Below are 18705 nucleotides of genomic sequence, written 5' to 3'. Positions count from 1 at the left end.
CCCACGATGGTGCCCGTTGGCTTAAGCCTGACGCGGACCGGGGGCGGAGCACCCGAGGAAAGCCACGCCCATGCGCTTGCGGACACTCTCTGGGCCCACGCGGCACCCGAGTACGCAATAGAGCACATCCGGGCTTGGACGCAACCGGACGGCATCGGGATCACTCTCTTCATCCGCGCCGCGAGCGTCGGCATCGCGCATGCCAGGGCCGAGCGCCTGATGGCCGCCGCGCTCGCCTCCGGCGCCGCGGCCGCCCGCGGCTATTCCCTCACGTTCCTCAGCTGAGTGCCGGCCGGACGCCGGCTGCCCGCGCCGACACGGCAGTTGGCTGCCCGCCGCCACCCGCCTGGAACAAAACACCCTTCACCAAGGAGACTTGCGTTGTCCATCAAGACCAGTACGGTCCGTGCCACCGGCACTCTCGTGGCCGTCTCCATCGCCACGGCCCTCTTCGCAGCCGCGCCCGCCGGGGCTGACTCCCTGCGAGCCGGACCTGCCGCCAGCAACGCCGCCCCCGGCGTCGCCAGTGATGTCGAGCGCCCCCAGGGCCAGCCCGGACCCCTCAAGAGCGAGGGTGTCAAGGGCGTGTTCTCCGGGGCTGCCACGGCGGCGGAGAGCGGTAGCCCGATCAGCCGCAGCACCGTCATCGCCCGGGCCAAGACGTGGGTCGACGCCGAGGTCCCCTACAGTCAGAGCGCCTACCGCGACGGCTACCGCACCGACTGCTCGGGCCTGGTGTCCATGGCCTGGAACCTCGGGACCAACGCATGGACCGGCAACCTCGACACCTACGCCGACCGGATATCGAAGAGCGAGCTGCGCAAGGGCGACATGCTCCTGTTCCGCAACGCGTCCAACCCGGTGAACGGTTCACACGTCGTCATCTTCGAAAGCTGGACGGACTCGTCGATGACGTCCTACATCGGCATCGAACAGACCAGGCCCCATGCCGTGCGCCGCGTAATTCCCTACGCGTACTTCAGCAACGCCAGCTCCTACATTCCGTACCGGTACAAGAACATCGTCGAGGACGCGACCCCGGCGACGGCGGGTGTGTACCGGCCGGGTGAGTCGGTGTTCTACGTGTCGGACAAGAACGGGAACCTCGGCGGATACTCGGGCTTCGGCAATCCCGGCGACATTCCGCTGACCGGGGACTGGAACAAGGACGGCAAGGACACCTTCGGCGTCTACCGGCCCCGGACCAACACGTTCCTGCTGACCGACAACAACAGCACGGTCACCATGGAGAGCACCTTCGGCAACCCCGGCGACATCCCCCTCACCGGCGACTGGGACGGCGACGGCAAGGACACCATCGGCGTCTACCGGCCCGCCAGCCAGACGTTCTACCTCACCAACGACAACCTCACGGTCGCCCACACGGTGATGATGGGCAACGAAGGCGACAAGCCCCTGACCGGCGACTGGGACGGCGACGGCAAGGACAGCATCGGCGTCTACCGCCCCGCCGACCAGACGTTCTATCTCAGTGACTCCAACACGAGTGCCGACGTCAACCACCAGACCACCTTCGGCAACCCCGGGGACATCCCCGTCAAGGGCGACTGGAACGGTGACGGCACCGACAAGATCGGTGTCTACCGCCCCGCCGAATCCGATTTCTACGGTGCCGCCAAGGACTCCACCACCGTCATCTACAACACCCGCTTCGGAAATCCCGGCGACACCCCCATCACCGGCCAGTGGTAACCGGCCGCAGCCTTCACCGCGGTGGCCGTCCTTCGCCTCCCACGTGACCGTGGAGCGGAGCCGCTCGACTCGTTGAGCCAGGCTGGCACCGCGGAACGACCAGCGGGGCCCGAACCCGCCACCGTGCGCTCCGCGGCGGTGCCCGGGGCGAGGAGGTCGCGGCGACGGTGACGTCGGACTTCCTGCGTTGGCCGTCCGTGGTCTCCCAGGTCATCCCAGAACAGAAGGTCCGGGTCATCGAGGAGCTGACGCGCGACGAGACCGTCGCGGCAAAGGTGACCACCGGCCTGTTGCGCCGACCGGATGTCGCCTTGCAAGCGATGTCAGACGAGACCGCCCGCCGGCAGGCCCGCGAGGACTTCGAGCGGACCAGCCCAATCGCACCGGCGAGCAGAGGCGAGCGCGGTTCGCTATTTGTTGATCTTGGCGACTCGGTCGGCGTCGATCGTGCGGCCATCCTCATGGATGGTGAAGCGGGATGAGGTTCACCGTCATCTCGGCGCGGGCACCGGGCGTGATCTTCGTGCCCCCCTTGAGGGTCACGATGCCGGTGACGTCGGTCCCGCGGAAGTGGAACTGCGGGGCCGGTACATCGACTCCCACTTCACTTTCTGGCGCACAACCTCTGACTCCGCTCATTGAGCATCAGAAATAGGCAAGGAGGGCCCCTCCACAGGTAGAGAGGGGCCCTCTCCTTGCATTGCCAGACACGCCCCCGTCAGAACCTCCCTTGCGCGGCGCAGCGCGGCTATACGGGGCAGACCGTGCGGGGACGGTAGACGCGCACCAGGCGCTCCGCGACGGCCAGGCGCCCGCCGGCCAGGACCATGGTCCGGGTGCCTCCGTAGCGGTAGCGCAGATCGGTGATCTCGACCAGGCGGCCGCCCGCCAGGACCTGTTCCCCCACGCGCAGTTCGGTGGGCCGCACGTCCACCGGTCCGCCCGCCGGAATCCGTGCTATCCCGTCCCGCCCGTTTCTGCGTCGGCGCTGGATCCCGGCCCACCGCCGGGCACAGGGACGAGGGCTTTCCCCGCTTGTCGGCCGGAAGAGGTCTGGCGGCCGCGTGCCTTCTCCCCATTGACTGCCGTTGATCAACGCGTCATCCGATCAACGGAGGGAAATTCGATGAACAAGCTCAGCATGGCCGCTGCCATCGTCGGCCTGATCCTGGCCGGAGCGGCCACGCCGCAGGCGATGGCCGACGACGAACCGCAGCCCGTCACCAAGGAATGCCCCGGTGGTAACCAGTACTACGGGGACGCCGATTTCACGAAGTTTTGGGAATGCTCCAACGGCATCGCCTACCGCTTCGACTGCCCCGCCGGCCTGCACTGGGACCTCACCCTGCTGACCTGCAACTACCCCGAACAGGCCAACCGCGTCGAAGGCGACCACCTCCACAACTAGCAACCCCGCCAGCCCCGGAACCCGCGGTGCGCGCTCCGAACCCGAGCGCGACCGCGTTCGCCAGGCAGGGCCGGCCTTGCACCATCACGTCCCGTCAAGTCTGGCGGCGACCGGGTCCCGGAATCCATCTCCGGCTCCGGCTCCGGCAAGCAGCCCAAGAACGCCCCAGGGGTGTCGCATCGCCCACACGGCCGCCACACCCGCCATCCACGGCTCGTCCGGCACCTGCTCACCATGTCCTGCCGACGGGCGGCGGAAGCGGCAAGCCTTGGCGTGAGCGAAAGGGGCCTGGGCGGTAAGCGCCTTGGACACGGGGCACCAGCCACAGGAGCCCGCGCACGCAGCGTCCGGCACCGCCGTAACTTTTCGATCTTGGTGCCGGTTGCCATGGTGTCCTGCCGGCAGTGAGCGTGGAGGAGTATCCGTGAAGTACCGCAAGGCTGCGACTGCGGCGGCCCTGGCCGTCCTGGCGCTATTGGGCAGCAGCCCGGTGTCCGTCGCCGAACAGCAGCAGCGGGCCCCTTCCTGCGTGGCGTGGACGAAGATGGAGGCCATCGCCTACTCCAAGCGTTCCGACGGCGGCTTCCGCAGGGCCGGCGGGACGGTGCCCACCGTCCCCAAGGACACCTGCCTCATCGAGATCGACGAGAACCGCCACGCGCCGGGCTGGTACACCGGCTGGGACGGGTCCTGGAGCCTCGCCAAGGAGAACGACCCGGGAGCGGTCTACAAGCAGTTCGCCTACGCGGTGGTCCGCAAGGAATCCGGCGGATACCAGGAGGGCTACACCGTAGACCTGGCCCAGCTGCGCGACATCGCCGAGAACGTCAACTGCGACGCCAAAGCCACCGTCGGCCTCGCCCGTGCCTGGCGCGCCGACATCCGCGTCTACGGCGAGCCGAACCGGCACCTGACCGGCTGGATCAGAACCTGGAACGAAGTCACCGGCTTCACCGACGCCGGCGGACGCTGGCGCAAGAACCAGTGCGTGAAACTCACCGGCAGCGCGGCGAAATGGCAAGGCCACACCTACTACGAGACCCCGCAGTCAGGCTCCGGCGGCGGACACTACGACTGGATCCGCGACGACGAGATGCAGCTCCGACGCAAGTAGCCAACGACGAGCCGTCGCCCACCCCGAGACAGCCGGGATTACGCCACCGGCAGCAGTGGCAGGACCACCGCCCACTCGGCGTCCGACACGTCGGTGGGATACCGGCGCTCGCGCGCCCCGTGGTCTCTGGCGTTCCCGAACCTGTGAGCCAGACAGTCACACGCGAGAGTGGCTGACGTGGACCCCACTCCCGCGTTGCCGTAGAAATGCGACAACAGGGCCTCCTGGACCGCACGTTGGATTCGACACCCTTCGAGCTACCAAGAGGCCCTGCTCGCATGCACGGCAGCCGCTCTCGTGATCGCTGGGACGGACAAATTCGCACGAAGAGTCGTGCCTACCAGCTCGAGGCGCGGCCGACCGCCCCCGCCACGTCCTACTTCTCCTCCGGCTCCCAGGCGCGGAGCAGGTCGAGCAGCCCTGCGTCTCCGTCAACGTGCAAGGAGTCGGCCTGGATCCGGTCGTACAGGTAGAGGACCAGCTCACTGGCCGTGCCGTGGACGGAGGTGCCGGCTGCGTCCGAGTCTTCGCCGGTCGCGGCGGTGGGCGCGGGGATGCGGGTGATGCGTGCGCCGTCGCCGTCGACGGTGAGGCGCCAGGAGCGGCCCTCGGCGGCGTGGAAGTCGAAGGCCGTGGGCTTGTGCGGCCAGGCACTCGGCGTTCCGCAGACGGTGAACAGGAACTCCTCCACACCGTCGAGTGCCAGCTCGACCGGCAGCGGCTGCGCAGCGCCCCCGGCGAGCTGGGCGTCGTACGTGTGCACCGCGGTCTCCTGGACCCGGTGCCGGGCGGTGCCGCCGGCGGTCTGCGGTGACTGCGACGCGGGCCACCACGTCCAGCAACCGCTCTCCGGTCCCGCCGCACGCAGGGCGCCCAGCAGAAGCTGCGTCGACGCGTCCAGCCAGGCCAGCAGGGCCTCACGCTCCTGCGGCACTTCCAGAGCGGCACGCGCGGCGACGGCCTCGGCCGGGGGAGCGTCGGCAGGCCCCGCGCCGACGATGGCGGCCCAGAAACGGTCTCCCCCACCCAGGTGCTTCACCAGATCGAACAGCGTCCACCCGGGACAGGTCGGCACCTGCGCGTCGAGACCGGGCGCGGCAGCGACCACGGCGCGGAAGGCGGTCGACCGTTCATCGATCAGTCGCAACAGGTCAGGGAACTCAAGATTCTTTTCCACGCCGGATGTCTATCACCGTGCTCCGATGATCGGACAGCGATTTTCACAGTCGCCGCCGGTTGGCCATTGCGGACGTACTCGCCTCCCACCGCTCGGGTGACAAGCTGCGCACTGCTGTGAGGACGCTGGTGGTGGCGGCACGCCAGGCGTCGTGGCTGTGGGTGCTCTGGCCTCGCCGTGCGGCCGGGCACCTCGGCGACGTGACGTCCACCCGGTGCGCGCGGTCATGCTGCCGCTCGATGTGATGGACGCGGAGGTCACGATGGCGGGGGAGGACCGGTCGGGCCGGGAGATCAGGTGACTCCCGTTCGACCAGCACTCCTCAACTTCGGAACAACAACAGCCACTTAACGAGCGTTTTGTCCCGGCAGGGGTTTTGAGAAGTAGCCGAGTCGGCTGCTTGGGGCTTGTTGCGTGACCTAAGCGCTGTCCCGTAAATGATCTTCGGATGCCTCGGGCGTGTCTGGCCGCCGTGCGGCCCGCTGACCTATCCGGCGAGGGCGAGGTTGTGCATCCGTGCGATGCCGAGCATGGCGTGGTGGAGGCCGTCGCCTCTGAGGCGGCAGTCGCGGAGGATCTTCCAGGTCTTCATACGGGCGAAGACGTGCTCGACGCGGGCACGGACCTGCTTGTGGGACCTGTTGTGGTCCTCTTTCCAGGCAGGGAGTTCGGCCTGGCCCCGCTCGCGGCGATGTGGGATCACCAGCCCGGTGCCCGGATAGCCGCCGTCGGCGATCGTGAGTGTTCTGCCGACGGCGGCCTTGGCGCCGGACTCTTCCCACGCCTTGCAGTCGTTGCGGTTCCCGGCGAGCGGCCGGCCGACCACGACGACCAGGCAGGTGTCGGCGTCGATGACGACCTGGTGGTTGGTGGAGTAACGATAGTTCTTCGACCGCTCGGCGATGGTGTGATCACGGGTGGGGACCAGGGTGCCGTCCACGATGAGCACGGTGTCCTTGGCGAAACGTTTGCGGGGCTGGAGCGCGAGCACCGGTCCGAGGTGGTCGATGATCCGGTCCGCCGCCGACTTCGAGACCCCGAACAGCGGGGCGAGCTGCCGCATGGTCAGGTTCGTTCACCAGTAGGCCGTGACCAGCAGGGTCCTGTCCTCCAGTGAAAGGCTCCAGGGTCGGCCCCTGCGGACCACGTCCGCACCCTCGCGTCGCAGTACCGTCACCAGCTTCCCGAAGGCATGCGGGCTCAGCCCGGAGAACGGGGCTATCCAGGACGGCTCTGAGGCCGTGATCACGCCAGACACGACAGAGATCATCTGTGCCCGGCAGCAGCCGTGGGCAATCTCAGCCGAGGAAGTCCTTCCAGAACGGCACGGATGCCTGCGGAGCCCAAGGCGCATCCTCGTCGACCTCGCCGAACTCGCGGTCGACGTAGTCGGCCAGATCGTGGCCGTAGCAGATGATGTCGGTTCCCCACACTGACAGGACCGGATGTCTCAGAGTGTCGTGCCCCGCAGGTATGAAGCGGTGCGCGTAGACGGGAACGAGTCGTGGCGCTAGTGCGAGTACCGCTCGGGCCACCTCAACGGCTTCCCCAGCAGCTGTGGGACGTACCCCCAGGGCAGGATGCCAGCTGCCATGAGCGACATCGCCCAGCACTTCTCGTGCCGGCCACTCCAGCCGGTGGCGCAGGTCGCCTTCATCAGCGTGACGCCAGTCGGGCCAGGGCTGCTGCCACGTTGCGCCTTCCTCGGGAGGTGAGGCGACCGGCAGCCCGGCCGTCAGGAAGGCACGATGCTCCGGGGAGAACTCAAACCCGTAGGTCGCCTCGATCCGGCTGAACTCATCCTCCGTGAGCCCTGGAGCTATCTCACAGCAGTCTGCCTCCGCCAACCGCCGCGCGGCCTCCGCACCCAACCGAGCGCCATCAAAGTCGATCACTCCGGCACCGTACACACACTGCTCACACGGCATCGCGTCTTTTCGAGCCCGACGGGGCCTCCCGATCATTGCGGGACAGCCCTTAGGGCGTGTGCCGAGTTCAGATCTTTAGACGGGCTGGAGGCTGCGGAGCCAGGTGACGGCTCCGCGTAAGTGGAGTCCGGCCAGGCAGCTGGCCGGGGTCTTGTCGTAGCGGGTGGCGAGCCCGCGCCATTCCTTGACCTTGTTGATGCAGCGTTCGGCCGTGTTGCGCTCCTTGTACAAGGCCGCATCGTGGCTGACGGGGCGTCCGCCACGTGAGCCGCGCTTCTTGCGTTTGGCGGCCTGGTCGGTCTTCTCCGGGATCACTGCCCGGGTCTTGCGTCGGCGCAGGTAGGCGCGGTTGGCGGGGGACGAGTACGCCTTGTCCGCGGCGACCGCGTCGGGGCGGGTGCGGGGGCGGCCCACCCTGCCCGCGCACCTTGATGCGTTCCAGAACGGCGGCGAAACGGGGACTGTCGGCGGCCCGGCCGGGCGTGAGGACGAAGGACGGCGGACGGCAGCGGCGGTCCGCCGACAGGTGCACCTTGCTGGTCAACCCGCCACGGGAACGGCCCAGTTTGGCAGCGCGGAGACGGGCCTTGCGACGCCAACGCTCCTCACGGGCCTCGTCCGGCGCCTCGTCCCGGTCGACTATCGAGGCGTTTTGCCCCTCTGGAGAAGCCCCTTTTGCTCGGCGACGGCGTTCTCCAGCGTCTCCAGCAGTTCCGGGTACAGCATCATCCCGGCGGCGTGGTGGTGAGTCCGGGCAGACGTGGAGTCCACGCTCACCAGCCCGAGCTCCGCCTGCCCCCGGGCGGCCGCCTCAGCGATCACCGCTTCCATCAGCGCCTGGAAGACCCCCGCACCGGCCCACAGGTGGAACCGCCCGTAGACGGTGGACCAGGACCCGTATTGCTGGGGCATGTCCCGCCACGGACTGCCCGTACGGAACCGCCACATCACGCCGTTCACCAGTCGCCGCAGGTCAGGAATCGGACCGCGCTCGCCCAGCGGCAGCAATGGCTCAATCACCGCCCACTCGTCGTCCGTGAGGTCACCCCGAGCCATCCCGCCTGTCTACCGCCCCGGATCCAGCCAGGGCAGCAGAACGTCCAGACTCGTGATCCCGGTAAACGCCTAAGAGTGCGCGCGGACCCACACCTGCCTATCCTGAATCTGCGGTGTCTTCCTCGCGTCCAGAAGAAGGGGATGCGGCGCAATGGGCAGCGGCGTATGGCTATCCCGAGACCCGAGACACCCGCACAGCCGAGACGCCTACTGTCAGGAGCGGGCATGGCTGATCGCGCAACGATGGAGCGTATCTGGGAAGCCCACACCGCCGGCGAGTTCGTGGCGCAGGACGTGGAGGCTACGATGGCCACGATGGACGACGACCCCATCGTCGTCCATGTGCCGACCGCCATGGGCGGTCGTGGGTACAACGGCGTCAAGGACTTCTACGCACGCTGGTTCATTGGACGGAACCCGGACGATTTCACTGTGCGTTCGATATCCCGCACGGTGGGAGACGACAGCCTCGTAGACGAAATGATCGTGTCGTTCACCCACGACATCGAGGTGCCCTGGGTTCTGCCTGGATTGGCACCCACCGGGCAGCAGGTCCGTATACCTGTCATCGCCGTCGTGGACTTCCGAGGCCCGCGTGTGCGGAGCGAGCGCATCTACTGGGATCAAACGGCGGTGCTCGCGCAGACGCAGTTGCTGAACGACGACATCGTCCGGCGCCTGCCCGTGATCACCACACCGTTGGACGTACTGGACGGCAGGGTCCCCCTCAACCAGCTGACGTTGCCCCGCCTCGATGTCGAGCCGTGAAGGTCAATCCTCTCGAACCTGGAACCGGTCGTAGATCGTCGACCAGCATCCGTACCGGCGCGGAACGTCGCGCCGGGGCTCCCCGAACGGAACCTCCACATCACCGCGTTGAAGCAGGTAGCTGCGCAGGTCAGGGATCGGCCCACGTTCGCCCAACGGCAGATGCGGCTCGATCAACTCCCATCGGCATCAGTCACATCACCACGCGTCACAGATCGTTCCTGCAGCAGCCGGAAGCTTCCCGGGAGCCGAAGCAACCCACCAGTGATCTGAACTCAGAACAGGCCCTAGCGCTTGCGGCTGGGGCTCCACTCGTAGGCCATGGGAGCTGTCTCCACGACCTCGCTGGGCCAGGTTGCTCGAACCTGGTCGAGTCGCTGGTGGTGGTCCTGAATCCAGGTGTCTGGAGGCTCGATCCCGAGCATGACGCTCAGGCGATCGGGGTCCTGGACCGTCAACGACAGCGTGCGGTCCTCGTGCATGGAGAAGTTGAGACTCAGCCCGCGATCGCCACCGATCATCGCGCCTTTGCCCGATGTGAGCAGGTTCAGGTCTTGCTGCCAGGTGTCGAGGTCGTGCTGGAACAGGTAGATCTCAAGCCTGGCATCGACGAAGCTCGCGGTGACCAGGACATCGGCTCGGAGAATGTCGTGTCCGGTCAGAATCCCGGGCTGATAGCGGCCGGTCACGCGGACGACGCAGCGGTTGCCATCCGCGTCTCCCAGATCTATGAGGTTCACCGGGGCCGATTCAGTCACCGTGGACTCGCTCTCTTGTGTGGGGCTGAGCTGCATCCTCGCCTATCGCAGGGTGGGCTTGTAGGACCGGCCTCGCGGTTCGGCTATGATCCCTTCCTGGATTCCTGGGTGAGTCTGCAGCTCATCAGGTCGATCGTGACGACGCGGAACATGGCTTCGGAGCAGTGCGGATGAGTTTCGTAGACGGGTCGGGCGCCGGTGTTTCATGACCCAGCCGAAGGCCTGATCGACGCCCCAGCGCCTGGGGATGACCTTGAAGCTCTTCTGGCCGGGTCACGGCGGGTGATTTCGACGCCGATGCCGAGGCGGCCGTGCAGTTCGGTGCCCCCGTCGAGTCGTCCGGCGGTGGCTTCGGCGCGGACGGTGGAGGTGGTCAGGCCGGTGATGGCGGCGACCTCGGCGTCGGTCAGGAGGTCTTGGGCGTGGGGTTCTTGGGGGAGCGGTGGGACGGGGTTGCCGTTGAGGTGTGCGTCGGTTTGGGCGGAGCAGGTGGCCGGCTGGATCCGGGGAAGGGCTTGACGGCGGCGGTGAATGCGGCGTGATGCTGGCGGCGCCAGGCAGCGGGGGAGACGCTGGTGCGGGCGGCGACATCGTCCAGGGTGAACGCCAGGCAACCTTGGGCGATCACAGGAGCTCCTTCGGAGCAGGCCCACGCGGCATACACGCGGCAAGCCGTACAGGCGGGCCCAGACGGGCGCCCGGGCGCGCCCGTCAGCCGGGGGTGGAGCCGGTCCCAGGCCTGCGCGGTCGCGGTCCCGTACGGCTTGGTGCCGGTCGCCGTCACCACCACCAACTCGTCCCTGGTTCGGGGCCGCCGAAGACGAACTCGCCACCGTGCTCGCGCGGGCGACCGCCCTGCGGCGGACAAATCCACGGTACCGGCGGTCCTGGGCAACTCACCGCTGGGATGAACCCGAGCCGCCGACCGTGATCATTCGGCCCCGCTCTTTTCACTTCGGCAGATCGGCGCCGAGGAAGGGCGCAAGGAGCGTGAACAGCGCGTCGGGGCGGTCCACGGGGATGATGTGGCCGCAGTCCTGGAGATGGTGTCCGACCAGGTCATCGGCGATGGGGCGGAGTTGGCGTTCGAGCCCGCGGCCGACGGGGTGAGAGCCGATGGCCATGGTGGGCATGGTCAGCCGAGCCGTCGCGACTGCGTCCTGGATCTGCTGCGCGCTGGTGGGCAGCGCCCGGTAATAGGAGAACGCGGAGCGCAGGGCCTCACTCCCGGTGTACGCATGGATGAAAGACGCACGGATGTCGTCGGGTACTCCTCGCCCGAGCGTCCCCGAGTCGAGGAACCAATCGACGTACGGGGCCTCGTTGCCGGCCAGGACGGTCTCGGCGAGGCCGGGGACGGCGTGGAAGCCGAACCACCACGGGGCACCGTCGGCGACGACGTCCTCTGCTCCGGGCAGGCGGCCGAGCAGTGCCTCCATCACGACCAGGCGCCGGACGAGGCCGGGCCGGCGCAGCGCGAGCAGGACGGCGGGGGCAGCGCCCGCGTCGATGCCGACCACCGCTGCCGAGGGCTCGCCGAGTGCGTCGAGTAGCCCTTCGACGTCGGCTGCGAGGGTGCCTGCGTCGTAGCCGTTGACGGCGCGGTCACTGGCGCCGAAGCCTCGGAGATCCGGGGCGATGACCCGGTGCTGCCCGGCCAGTCGGCCCATGATGCCGCTCCAGAGTTGCCAAGTGTGCGGGAAGCCGTGCAGCAGGAGAACCGCAGGTCCCTCTCCGGCGATTGCGACATTGAGTTGGATTCCGTTCGTCGCGATCCGGCGCAGGTGGTGTGCGGTGGTGACGGGCATGACGGCTCCTGCCGGGTGGTTACCATTGGTGACCATAGAACGGTAGGTAACTGACCTACCGTTTCCTAGACGGCACTTTCAGGGAAGGTGGTGAGCCGCAGGTGACCACCACCCCAGGAGCCCGGGTCGCCGGTCACGGGGCACTCGGTGATCTGTTCGATCCCCATTGCCCGACGCGGCAGTTGCTGGACCGCATCGGTACGAAGTGGACGTCCATGGCCGTCAAGACGCTCGCCGATGCCGCACCGGACGAGGTGCGCTTCGCGGAGCTGAGACGCCGGATGCCCGGCGTGTCGCAGAAGATGCTGTCCGTGACCCTGCGAAATTTGACCCGCGACGGGCTGGTGTCGCGCCGGGTCGAACCCACCGTGCCGCCACGGGTCTTCTACCGACTCACCGGACTCGGGCTGTCCCTGGAAGCCGCGCTTGCGGGGCTGCGGACCTGGGCGGAGGAGCACATGGCCGAGATCGACCGAGCCAACGAAGCCGCCGCCCAGGAGGCCGTTGAGGGCTAGGTGTATTGCCTCGTTAGGTCGGGGACGCGGCTTGCGGGTGGTTTGCCTGCGAGTGCGGTGTGTTCGCGGTGGTGATTGTAGGAGTGGAGCCAGCCGGTGAACGCTTCGCGGCGTTCGATGTCTGACCGATAGGGGCGGGCGTAGGCCCATTCGTCGAGCAGGGTGCGGTTGAAACGTTCGACCTTGCCGTTGGTCTGGAGCCAGTAGGGCCGGCTTCGTTTGTGGGTGATCCCGGCCGCCGCCAGGCTGTCGCGCCAGTCGCGTGAGCGGTAGCAGGAGCCGTTGTCGGTCAGAACCCGCTCGGGTGATCCCAGCGCCGGTGAAGAAGGCGTGGGCCCGTTGCCAGAAGGCGGTGGAGGTCTCCTTCTTCTCGTCCGCGTGGATCTCGCTGTAGGCGAGGCGGGAGTGGTCGTCGACGGCGGTGTGCAGGTAGCTGCAGCCGGCGTTCCAGCGGGTCTTACGGCCCGCTTGCCGGCCCAGGACCTTGTGTCCGCCGCCGTCGGGGATGTTGCCGAACTTCTTGATGTCGACGTGCACGAGCGCGCCGGGTTTCTCGCGTTCGTAGCGGCGTATGACGTGCCCGGTCGCGCGGTCGAGGTGGGTCAGGCGGGCCACCCGGCAGCGGGTCAGGACGCGGGGGGACGATCGAGGGGACCAGGCCGAGCAGGTGGGCGATACGGGCCGGTCCCCAGCGGCGCAGGAGGCGGACCTTGATGATCCGGCGTTCGGTCCGGGTTCGGTGTCCGGCGCGGCGTGTGATGGGGACGGCCGGAGCGGTCACCCATGCCCGCTTCGCCGAGGGCGCGGTAGCGGTCGGCTCATCGCTGGGCGGTGGTCGGTGAGACCTGGAAGCGTTCGGCGGCCCGGCGCAGGGGCCAGCCGTCCTTGACCACACAGCGGGCCAGACGCAGTCGGCCGGTCTCGGTCAGGGGTGCATTACGGGTGGGCACGAGGGCCTTTCTGTCAGGTGCAGACGTCGTAATCCACACCGGGTGCACAGCAGGCCTCTCAGCTCGCGGCGCGGGCGGCGGGCTGGTCTGCTTGCCGGGAATCGGATCGCCATCAACGGGGTTGGTGGGGGATGAGCCGTTAATTGGAGGGTCATGCGAGCGATACAGGTGTACGAAGTGGGCGGTCCCGAGGTGCTGCAGGAGGCCAAGGTGGACCAGCCGCGGCCGGGTCCGGGCGAGGCGATCGTGGAGGTCGCCGCATCCGGGGTCAACTTCCTCGACGTCTACCACCGCGAAGGCCGGTACAGCCTCCCGCTGCCCTTCACCCCGGGCGCTGAGGGTGCCGGCACGGTCGTCGAAGTTGGACCCGGCGTCGCTGACGTCGCAGTCGGGGACCGGGTCGGTTGGGTGGAGATTCCCGGCACGTATGCCGAGCGGGCCGTCGTGGACTCCTCCCGGCTGGTGCCGCTGCCCGACGATATCGGCTTCGAGACAGCTGCCGCCGTGCTCCTTCAAGGCATGACCGCGCACTATCTCGTCAAGGACGCCTACCCGGTTCAGGTGGGCGACACGGTGCTCGTGCATGCGGCTGCTGGTGGCATGGGGCTGCTTTTGACCCAGCTCATCACCCATCTCGGCGGCAGGGTGATCGGCACGACGTCGACCACGGCGAAGGCCGAGCTGGCGAAGCGTGCCGGGGCCGCTGAGGTGATCCTTTCCTCCGCAGTCGACGATCTCGCAGCCGAGGTGAGGCGGCTCAACGGCGGTCAGGGACTGCCGGTTGTCTTCGACGGCGTCGGCGCGCACACCTTCGATGCGAGCCTCGCCAGCCTGCGAACCCGCGGCCATCTCGTGCTCTTCGGCGCGGCAAGTGGTGCCGTGCCGCCGTTTGATCCGATTCGGCTCGCCCACGGCGGTTCGCTGACCCTGATCCGGCCCAGCCTCGGGGACTTCATCGCCGATCGGTCCGAACTGCTCCGACGGGCCGCCGATGTGTTCGAGTGGGTGCGCTCCAAGGCCCTTGAGGTCACCGTAACGGGCCGCTACGCATTGTCCGAGGCCGCCAAGGCTCACAGCGATCTGGAGGCTCGACGTACCACCGGCAAGCTGCTCCTCGTACCCGATGCGGCCGCTATTGGACGCCGCGAGGAGACGCAGAGCTGATCGCGGGTGACGAGGTCGGGGATCTTGGAGATTGAGATGTCGAGGGCATGGCCGACCGTCATCGCCAAGATCCTCGACAGCGTCAGGCACACTCAGCAGGCCAAGATCAAGTTCTGGCGGGTTTCTGGCGTGTCTGGGTCGCCGACGGCACCCAGCACGGGCGCACCCGACTACCTCACCAGCTGCGGCCGCCCACGATGCGAAGGACCTGCCTCGCCGAGCACACCACCAGCCCCATGGCACGGACCTGCGCGCACGGCGGAGCCGAGAACGGCGCCGCCCCCTCAGCCTGCGCGTTCTGCAGCATCCGGCGGACCTACCTGATGTGGACCTCGTTCGTCGCCGTCTCGGCACCCTCGCCGGAGCGCTGACCGCCGGACTCTTCCCGCTCGGCTCGGCGCCGATGACGACACTGCAGACATTCTGCGCACGATGACCCAGCACAAGGTGCGGCGCCTGCCGGTCTCCGACGACCACACCCCGGGTCGGCGTCGTCGCCCAGGCGGACGTGGCTCGCGCCCTTCCTGACCCGCAGGTCGGGCGAACTCCTCGCAGCCTCTCCCGAATGATCTTGTGAGGTCAGCCGGCCGGCCGCGTGATCGACGAAGAAGCCATCGCGCCGAGCCACTCCGACAGCAGCGGCGAGAGGTCCTTTGGGGCGATGTCCTCGCCCTCGATCAGCGCGAACGCGTGCGAGATACCGGCGAACTGCCCGTACATCCCGCTGAGCGGCGCCACGTCGTGCGGGGCGGCGTGGCCGGGGTCCTCGCCGACGAAGCGGGCCCCGGCCGGGACCGCCAGCGCGGCGCGATGCTCCTCGGGGCCCGGGAGCCGCTGTGGAAGACGTACGCGCCGGATGATGCGGGCTCGCCGATCATCACCGGGGTCCCCATGATCCCGCCGCCCGGGCCGGTAGCGCCCGCGGCGGTGAGCATGATCTTGCGGATGTAGCAGTGGTGCGCCCGGCACGCTCTGCCGCTGTCCGTCGAGGGGGTCGGGGGTGCCCGCCCCGGGTCCAGTGACCTGCTGGCCGTACGGTTCGGTCCCGCCGATGTTCTGCCTGGATTGTGGCGGTGGCCCGCCTCCGCGAGCCGGACACGGCCCAGAGGCACAGGGCTTCCACAGAACCGCACGAGGTTGTTCACGGAGTGGACCGGGCCGGGTGGGCCGCGGCTCAGATGACCAAGACCCGGCGTCCCCGGGTGTGGCCGGCGCGGCTGTCGGCGTGTGCAGCCGCCGCCTCGGTGAGCGAGTACGACCTCTCGACCGGGATGTGGAGCCTGCCCCGGCTGATGAGGTCGACGGCCTCGGCGAGCGCGTCCGGTACGCTCCCGGCCACGCCGGAGAACCGGACGCCCAGCTGTGGCGCATCGAGGTCGGCGATGGAAACGACTTTGCGCGGATCTCCGGTCAACTCGACGAGTTCGCGGATCACGCCCGAGCCGGCCAGGTCGAGAGCCGCGTCGACATGACCCAGTTGCCGCACCCGTTCGACCCAGCCTTCGTCGTACGTCGTGGCGAGGGCGCCCATGCCGCGCAGGTAGTCCTGGTTCGCAGCCCCGGCCGTGCCGATCACCCCGATGCCGTGCGCGCGGGCGATCTGCAGCACGGCCGAGCCGACACCGCCGGACGCGCCGCTGACCAGCAGGCTCTGCCCGGGCCGCACGCCGACCTCGCGGATGATGCGCAAGGCGGTCTCCACCACCGACGGGTACCCGGCAGCCTCCTCGAAGGTCAGTCCCTCGGGCATGCGGGCCCAGGCTGACAGCACGGCGAACTCGGCGTACGTGTCGAAGCCTTCGCCGAACACGCAGTCACCGACCTCGACCCCCTCCACGCCCTCGCCGACCTGATCCACCACCCCGGCGGCGTCCAGTCCGACCCCGGCGGGCAGTTCGACCGGATGGGCTCCAAGTACCTGTCCCTCCCGAATCCTCCAGTCGACGGGGTTGACACCCGCCGCCCGCACGGCAATGCGTATCCGGCCGGGACCCGCCTGGGGCTCCTCGGCTTCCACCAGTTGCAGGACCTCGGGACCACCGAACTCGGCGAAGCTGATTTTCCTCATACGGCCGACAGTAACCCTAACGGTTAGGGTTTCACAACGGTCAGGGATTCATACCTGGTAGTGTCAGGGCATGATCGAGCCGTCCGGACGCCGCGAACGCAAGAAGGCCGCGACCCGCCAGAAGATCGCCGACACCGCGCTGCGTCTCTTCCTGGAGCGCGGGTACGACGCCGTGGGCATCCGCGACGTGGCGGCCGAGGCAGACGTGGCCGTCACCACCGTCTTCGCCCACTTCGTCTCGAAAGAAGCCCTGGTGTTCGAACGTGACCAGGACTTCGAGCAGCGCCTCACACGGGCGGTGACCGACCGGGCTCCGCGCGAGCCGCTCATCCCTGCGCTGCACCGTGAGGTGCAGGCCCTGGTACGCCACTGCACGGCGGAGGGCACTGCCCCCGTCCGCCGCATGATCGAGGGGTCACCCGCCCTGCGGGAGTACGAGGAGTCGATGAGCCTGCGTCACGCGCAGGCGCTGGCCGAGGCGATGGCAGCCGATCCCCGGCTGTCCCGGAGCGCGACGGCCTGCCGGGCGACCGCGCGGTTCGTCATCGACGCCTACGCGCTGGCCTGTTGGGCGGACGATCCCGGGGCCACGGTGGACGAGATCTTCCGGATGATCGAGGCAGCCTGGGAAGCCACTGCGCCCTGAGCCGGGGACGGCGGCCGCGGAGACCATGAACCCCGCTGTTCGGGACGACGGCTCAGCGCGTGTAGGTCATCGGTCACCCACCGGCACTTCGATGTCGGTGGCTTGTCGGCAGGTGCCGGGACGTTTCTGATGCGGCTGGCGAAGGTCGGGCGGCCCTGACACCAAGGAGCCCTCATGCGCAACCCTGTCGTGGTCATCGGCGCGGGACTCGGCGGACTCGCATTGGCCCGTCTCCTGCACGTCCACGAAATCCCGGTCACGGTCCACGAGGCGGAATCCTCCCCGTCGTCGGGCACGCAGGCGGACTGCTCGACATCCACGACCGCAACGGGCAGCCCGCCCTCGAAGCGGCCGGCCTCATCGACGAATTCCAGGCGATCGTCACATCAGGCCGCCAGACGATGCGGCTCGTCGAACGGGACGGCACCGTTCTGTACGAGATGGGCGACGACGGCACGGGCGGACGCCCCGAGGTGCAGCGCGGGGAGCTGCGACGGATTCTGCTCGACGGTGCCTTCGAGCACCTGACGGTGATCGCGCCATCGTCCGCGGGCCCGGCCCACTGGCGGCAGCAAGCGGCGCGATCACCGCCCACGCGGCATCAGACAACTCGGCGTCCCTCACGTCCGGACTGGCGATCCGATGATCGGAAAGACACTTCCTGGTGGCCGCCGCCAAGGACGAACTCGGCGGTTCCGGATCGGGGAGCTCCTCGACCATCCGCAGCACCGTGCGCGGAGGGGCCCGTCGGCTCGTGCCTACGGGCGGGAGTATGGCCCAGACGGTCAGATCCGATCGCTATGCGCTATTTTCTGTCGTTTCCTTGCGCTCGGACGCAGCTGGATCGACGGTGGGCTGAACGCTTACGCAGCGCTTGGAGGCTCCATGAGGAAGACCCGAGGCACGGCGGCAGTATGTGGGGCGCTGCTCTGCGCACTGCTCACCCTTGGCGCTTGCGGCGGGAGTGAGGGCGGAGGCGGGGGCGGTGCGGGTGGCAACGGCGGGCGTGGTGTGTCGGGCGGCGGCCTCTCCGACGACCGGGGCGGGGCCGTCGGCATTCCGGCCGAACTGATCGGAAGTTGGAGCGGAGGTAGCTCCGACGGCTTCAAGTCCTCCGTGTACAGCTTCTACCCGGACGGCACGTGCAGGATGGACATCCGGGGCGTGACCCTTGTCGGCCGCTTCGCGGTCGCCGGTAACCAGATCACCACCTCCACCCAGGCGGGATCACAGACGTACGTGTGGGAGATCGGCCCCCAGGGGTACCTGTTCCTCAACGGGGAGAGCTACGTCCCCTTCGGCTGACCCGATCGCATCCGCTACCGAGGAGGCCGGCCATTCCTGGGGCTCCCCTTGGCGGAATGGGTCGGCGCCGCCGGCCGTCCTCGCGCTCGCCCTTCTGTGAGGTCGTTTGCCAACTGTCAGGGATCCTGCTCCGATCGGTGCCTCTCCTCCCGCCCTGTAGCCCTGCCTTCTGACGGCTGCCGGGGGCGTGCGCGGGGCGTGGGAGCCGTGCAATACACCTCACGCGCGCCCTGTACGACCCTGGTAGGCCGCCTGGCTGCTGCGTAGGGTTGGTCGGCCGGAAGGGGAACCGTCCGGTGCGAGCCGTGCAACCCGGGGGTGGGTCGT

At 68.4% G+C, this 18705-nt stretch carries 19 protein-coding genes and 6 pseudogenes; 13 read left to right on the top strand and 12 right to left on the bottom strand.

Annotated features, from left to right (window positions below):
- Positions 1-6 precede the first annotated feature (6 nt).
- The 3 genes and pseudogenes from ACFYZS_RS04120 to ACFYZS_RS04110 form a co-directional block, all read left to right on the top strand.
- On the top strand, positions 7-285 hold the full coding sequence (locus ACFYZS_RS04120; RefSeq protein WP_389006541.1) for a hypothetical protein: 279 nt from the start codon (positions 7-9) through the stop codon (positions 283-285).
- Between the two features lie 96 nt (positions 286-381).
- Positions 382-1713 carry a hypothetical protein gene (locus ACFYZS_RS04115; RefSeq protein ID WP_389006538.1) on the top strand — a complete coding sequence of 444 codons (1332 nt, stop codon included), beginning with the start codon at positions 382-384 and terminating at the stop codon, positions 1711-1713.
- A 140-nt stretch (positions 1714-1853) separates the two neighbouring features.
- Positions 1854-2195: pseudogene (locus ACFYZS_RS04110) on the top strand (DUF6192 family protein); the annotation flags it as partial.
- Between the two features lie 266 nt (positions 2196-2461).
- On the opposite strand, the gene ACFYZS_RS04105 reads toward ACFYZS_RS04110, so the two are convergent.
- Complete coding sequence (locus ACFYZS_RS04105) at positions 2462-2641, bottom strand: hypothetical protein (protein ID WP_389006534.1); 180 nt, start codon at positions 2639-2641, stop codon at positions 2462-2464.
- Between the two features lie 198 nt (positions 2642-2839).
- Here ACFYZS_RS04105 and ACFYZS_RS04100 point away from each other — a divergent pair, with 198 nt between their 5' ends.
- Positions 2840-3121, top strand: a complete 282-nt coding sequence (locus tag ACFYZS_RS04100; RefSeq protein ID WP_389006531.1) for a carbohydrate-binding module family 14 protein — start codon at positions 2840-2842, stop codon at positions 3119-3121.
- 424 nt (positions 3122-3545) lie between these two features.
- Positions 3546-4235 carry a hypothetical protein gene (locus tag ACFYZS_RS04095; protein WP_389006527.1) on the top strand — a complete coding sequence of 230 codons (690 nt, stop codon included), beginning with the start codon at positions 3546-3548 and terminating at the stop codon, positions 4233-4235.
- Between the two features lie 376 nt (positions 4236-4611).
- Here the strand turns inward: ACFYZS_RS04095 and ACFYZS_RS04090 are convergent, their stop codons facing one another.
- The 4 genes and pseudogenes from ACFYZS_RS04090 to ACFYZS_RS04075 all read right to left on the bottom strand — a co-directional run bounded on the left by ACFYZS_RS04090 (position 4612) and on the right by ACFYZS_RS04075 (position 8396).
- On the bottom strand, positions 4612-5412 hold the full coding sequence (locus tag ACFYZS_RS04090; protein ID WP_389006524.1) for a maleylpyruvate isomerase family mycothiol-dependent enzyme: 801 nt from the start codon (positions 5410-5412) through the stop codon (positions 4612-4614).
- A gap of 487 nt (positions 5413-5899) precedes the next feature.
- Positions 5900-6670, bottom strand: a pseudogene (locus ACFYZS_RS04085) (transposase).
- A gap of 40 nt (positions 6671-6710) precedes the next feature.
- A complete protein-coding gene (locus tag ACFYZS_RS04080) occupies positions 6711-7307 on the bottom strand; it encodes a hypothetical protein (RefSeq protein ID WP_389006521.1) in 597 nt (198 codons plus the stop codon).
- 108 nt (positions 7308-7415) lie between these two features.
- Positions 7416-8396 (bottom strand): annotated as a pseudogene (locus tag ACFYZS_RS04075) (IS5 family transposase).
- A gap of 225 nt (positions 8397-8621) precedes the next feature.
- On the opposite strand from ACFYZS_RS04075, the gene ACFYZS_RS04070 reads away from it, so the two are divergent.
- Complete coding sequence (locus ACFYZS_RS04070) at positions 8622-9164, top strand: nuclear transport factor 2 family protein (protein WP_389006519.1); 543 nt, start codon at positions 8622-8624, stop codon at positions 9162-9164.
- 287 nt (positions 9165-9451) lie between these two features.
- Here ACFYZS_RS04070 and ACFYZS_RS04065 read toward each other — a convergent pair whose 3' ends face one another.
- From ACFYZS_RS04065 to ACFYZS_RS04050, 4 genes and pseudogenes are all read right to left on the bottom strand, one after another.
- Positions 9452-9958, bottom strand: a complete 507-nt coding sequence (locus ACFYZS_RS04065; RefSeq protein WP_389006516.1) for a DUF5959 family protein — start codon at positions 9956-9958, stop codon at positions 9452-9454.
- A gap of 47 nt (positions 9959-10005) precedes the next feature.
- Positions 10006-10236, bottom strand: a pseudogene (locus tag ACFYZS_RS04060) (IS5/IS1182 family transposase); the annotation flags it as partial.
- Between the two features lie 92 nt (positions 10237-10328).
- On the bottom strand, positions 10329-10550 hold the full coding sequence (locus ACFYZS_RS04055; RefSeq protein WP_389007565.1) for a hypothetical protein: 222 nt from the start codon (positions 10548-10550) through the stop codon (positions 10329-10331).
- Positions 10551-10872: 322 nt separating this feature from the next.
- Positions 10873-11730: an alpha/beta fold hydrolase gene (locus ACFYZS_RS04050; protein ID WP_389006513.1), complete on the bottom strand. Its 858-nt coding sequence runs from the start codon at positions 11728-11730 to the stop codon at positions 10873-10875.
- 101 nt (positions 11731-11831) lie between these two features.
- On the opposite strand from ACFYZS_RS04050, the gene ACFYZS_RS04045 reads away from it, so the two are divergent.
- Positions 11832-12245 carry a winged helix-turn-helix transcriptional regulator gene (locus ACFYZS_RS04045; protein WP_389006509.1) on the top strand — a complete coding sequence of 138 codons (414 nt, stop codon included), beginning with the start codon at positions 11832-11834 and terminating at the stop codon, positions 12243-12245.
- On the opposite strand, the pseudogene ACFYZS_RS04040 reads toward ACFYZS_RS04045, so the two are convergent.
- A pseudogene (locus tag ACFYZS_RS04040) lies at positions 12242-13195 on the bottom strand (IS481 family transposase). The gene ACFYZS_RS04045 and the pseudogene ACFYZS_RS04040 overlap by 4 nt on opposite strands.
- A 153-nt stretch (positions 13196-13348) precedes the next feature.
- Between ACFYZS_RS04040 and ACFYZS_RS04035 the strand changes: the two are divergent.
- Both ACFYZS_RS04035 and ACFYZS_RS04030 read left to right on the top strand, forming a co-directional pair.
- A complete protein-coding gene (locus ACFYZS_RS04035; protein WP_389006506.1) occupies positions 13349-14359 on the top strand; it encodes a quinone oxidoreductase family protein in 1011 nt (336 codons plus the stop codon).
- Between the two features lie 236 nt (positions 14360-14595).
- Positions 14596-14730: a hypothetical protein gene (locus tag ACFYZS_RS04030; RefSeq protein WP_389006503.1), complete on the top strand. Its 135-nt coding sequence runs from the start codon at positions 14596-14598 to the stop codon at positions 14728-14730.
- A 208-nt stretch (positions 14731-14938) separates the two neighbouring features.
- Here ACFYZS_RS04030 and ACFYZS_RS04025 read toward each other — a convergent pair whose 3' ends face one another.
- Entirely contained in the window at positions 14939-15079 is a 141-nt protein-coding gene (locus ACFYZS_RS04025; RefSeq protein WP_389006500.1) for a hypothetical protein, read from the bottom strand.
- 21 nt (positions 15080-15100) lie between these two features.
- Here ACFYZS_RS04025 and ACFYZS_RS04020 point away from each other — a divergent pair, with 21 nt between their 5' ends.
- Positions 15101-15310, top strand: coding sequence for a hypothetical protein (locus ACFYZS_RS04020; protein WP_389006498.1), 210 nt, complete (start codon positions 15101-15103; stop codon positions 15308-15310).
- Between the two features lie 223 nt (positions 15311-15533).
- On the opposite strand, the gene ACFYZS_RS04015 is transcribed toward ACFYZS_RS04020, so the two are convergent.
- Positions 15534-16427, bottom strand: a complete 894-nt coding sequence (locus ACFYZS_RS04015) for an NADP-dependent oxidoreductase (protein WP_389006495.1) — start codon at positions 16425-16427, stop codon at positions 15534-15536.
- Positions 16428-16497: 70 nt separating this feature from the next.
- Between ACFYZS_RS04015 and ACFYZS_RS04010 the strand changes: the two genes are divergently transcribed.
- From ACFYZS_RS04010 to ACFYZS_RS04000, 3 genes and pseudogenes are all read left to right on the top strand, one after another.
- Positions 16498-17073 carry a TetR/AcrR family transcriptional regulator gene (locus tag ACFYZS_RS04010; protein WP_389006492.1) on the top strand — a complete coding sequence of 192 codons (576 nt, stop codon included), beginning with the start codon at positions 16498-16500 and terminating at the stop codon, positions 17071-17073.
- A 174-nt stretch (positions 17074-17247) separates the two neighbouring features.
- Positions 17248-17582, top strand: a pseudogene (locus ACFYZS_RS04005) (FAD-dependent monooxygenase); the annotation flags it as partial.
- Between the two features lie 376 nt (positions 17583-17958).
- A complete protein-coding gene (locus ACFYZS_RS04000) occupies positions 17959-18378 on the top strand; it encodes a hypothetical protein (protein ID WP_389007564.1) in 420 nt (139 codons plus the stop codon).
- The last annotated feature ends 327 nt before the right edge of the window (positions 18379-18705 follow it).

The sequence above is a fragment of the Streptomyces sp. NPDC001903 genome, from assembly GCF_042891345.1.
In the GTDB taxonomy this organism is placed as follows: domain Bacteria; phylum Actinomycetota; class Actinomycetes; order Streptomycetales; family Streptomycetaceae; genus Streptomyces.
The sequence above is the reverse complement of the archived record's forward strand: the minus strand, read 5'-3'. Positions and strand labels throughout refer to the sequence as shown.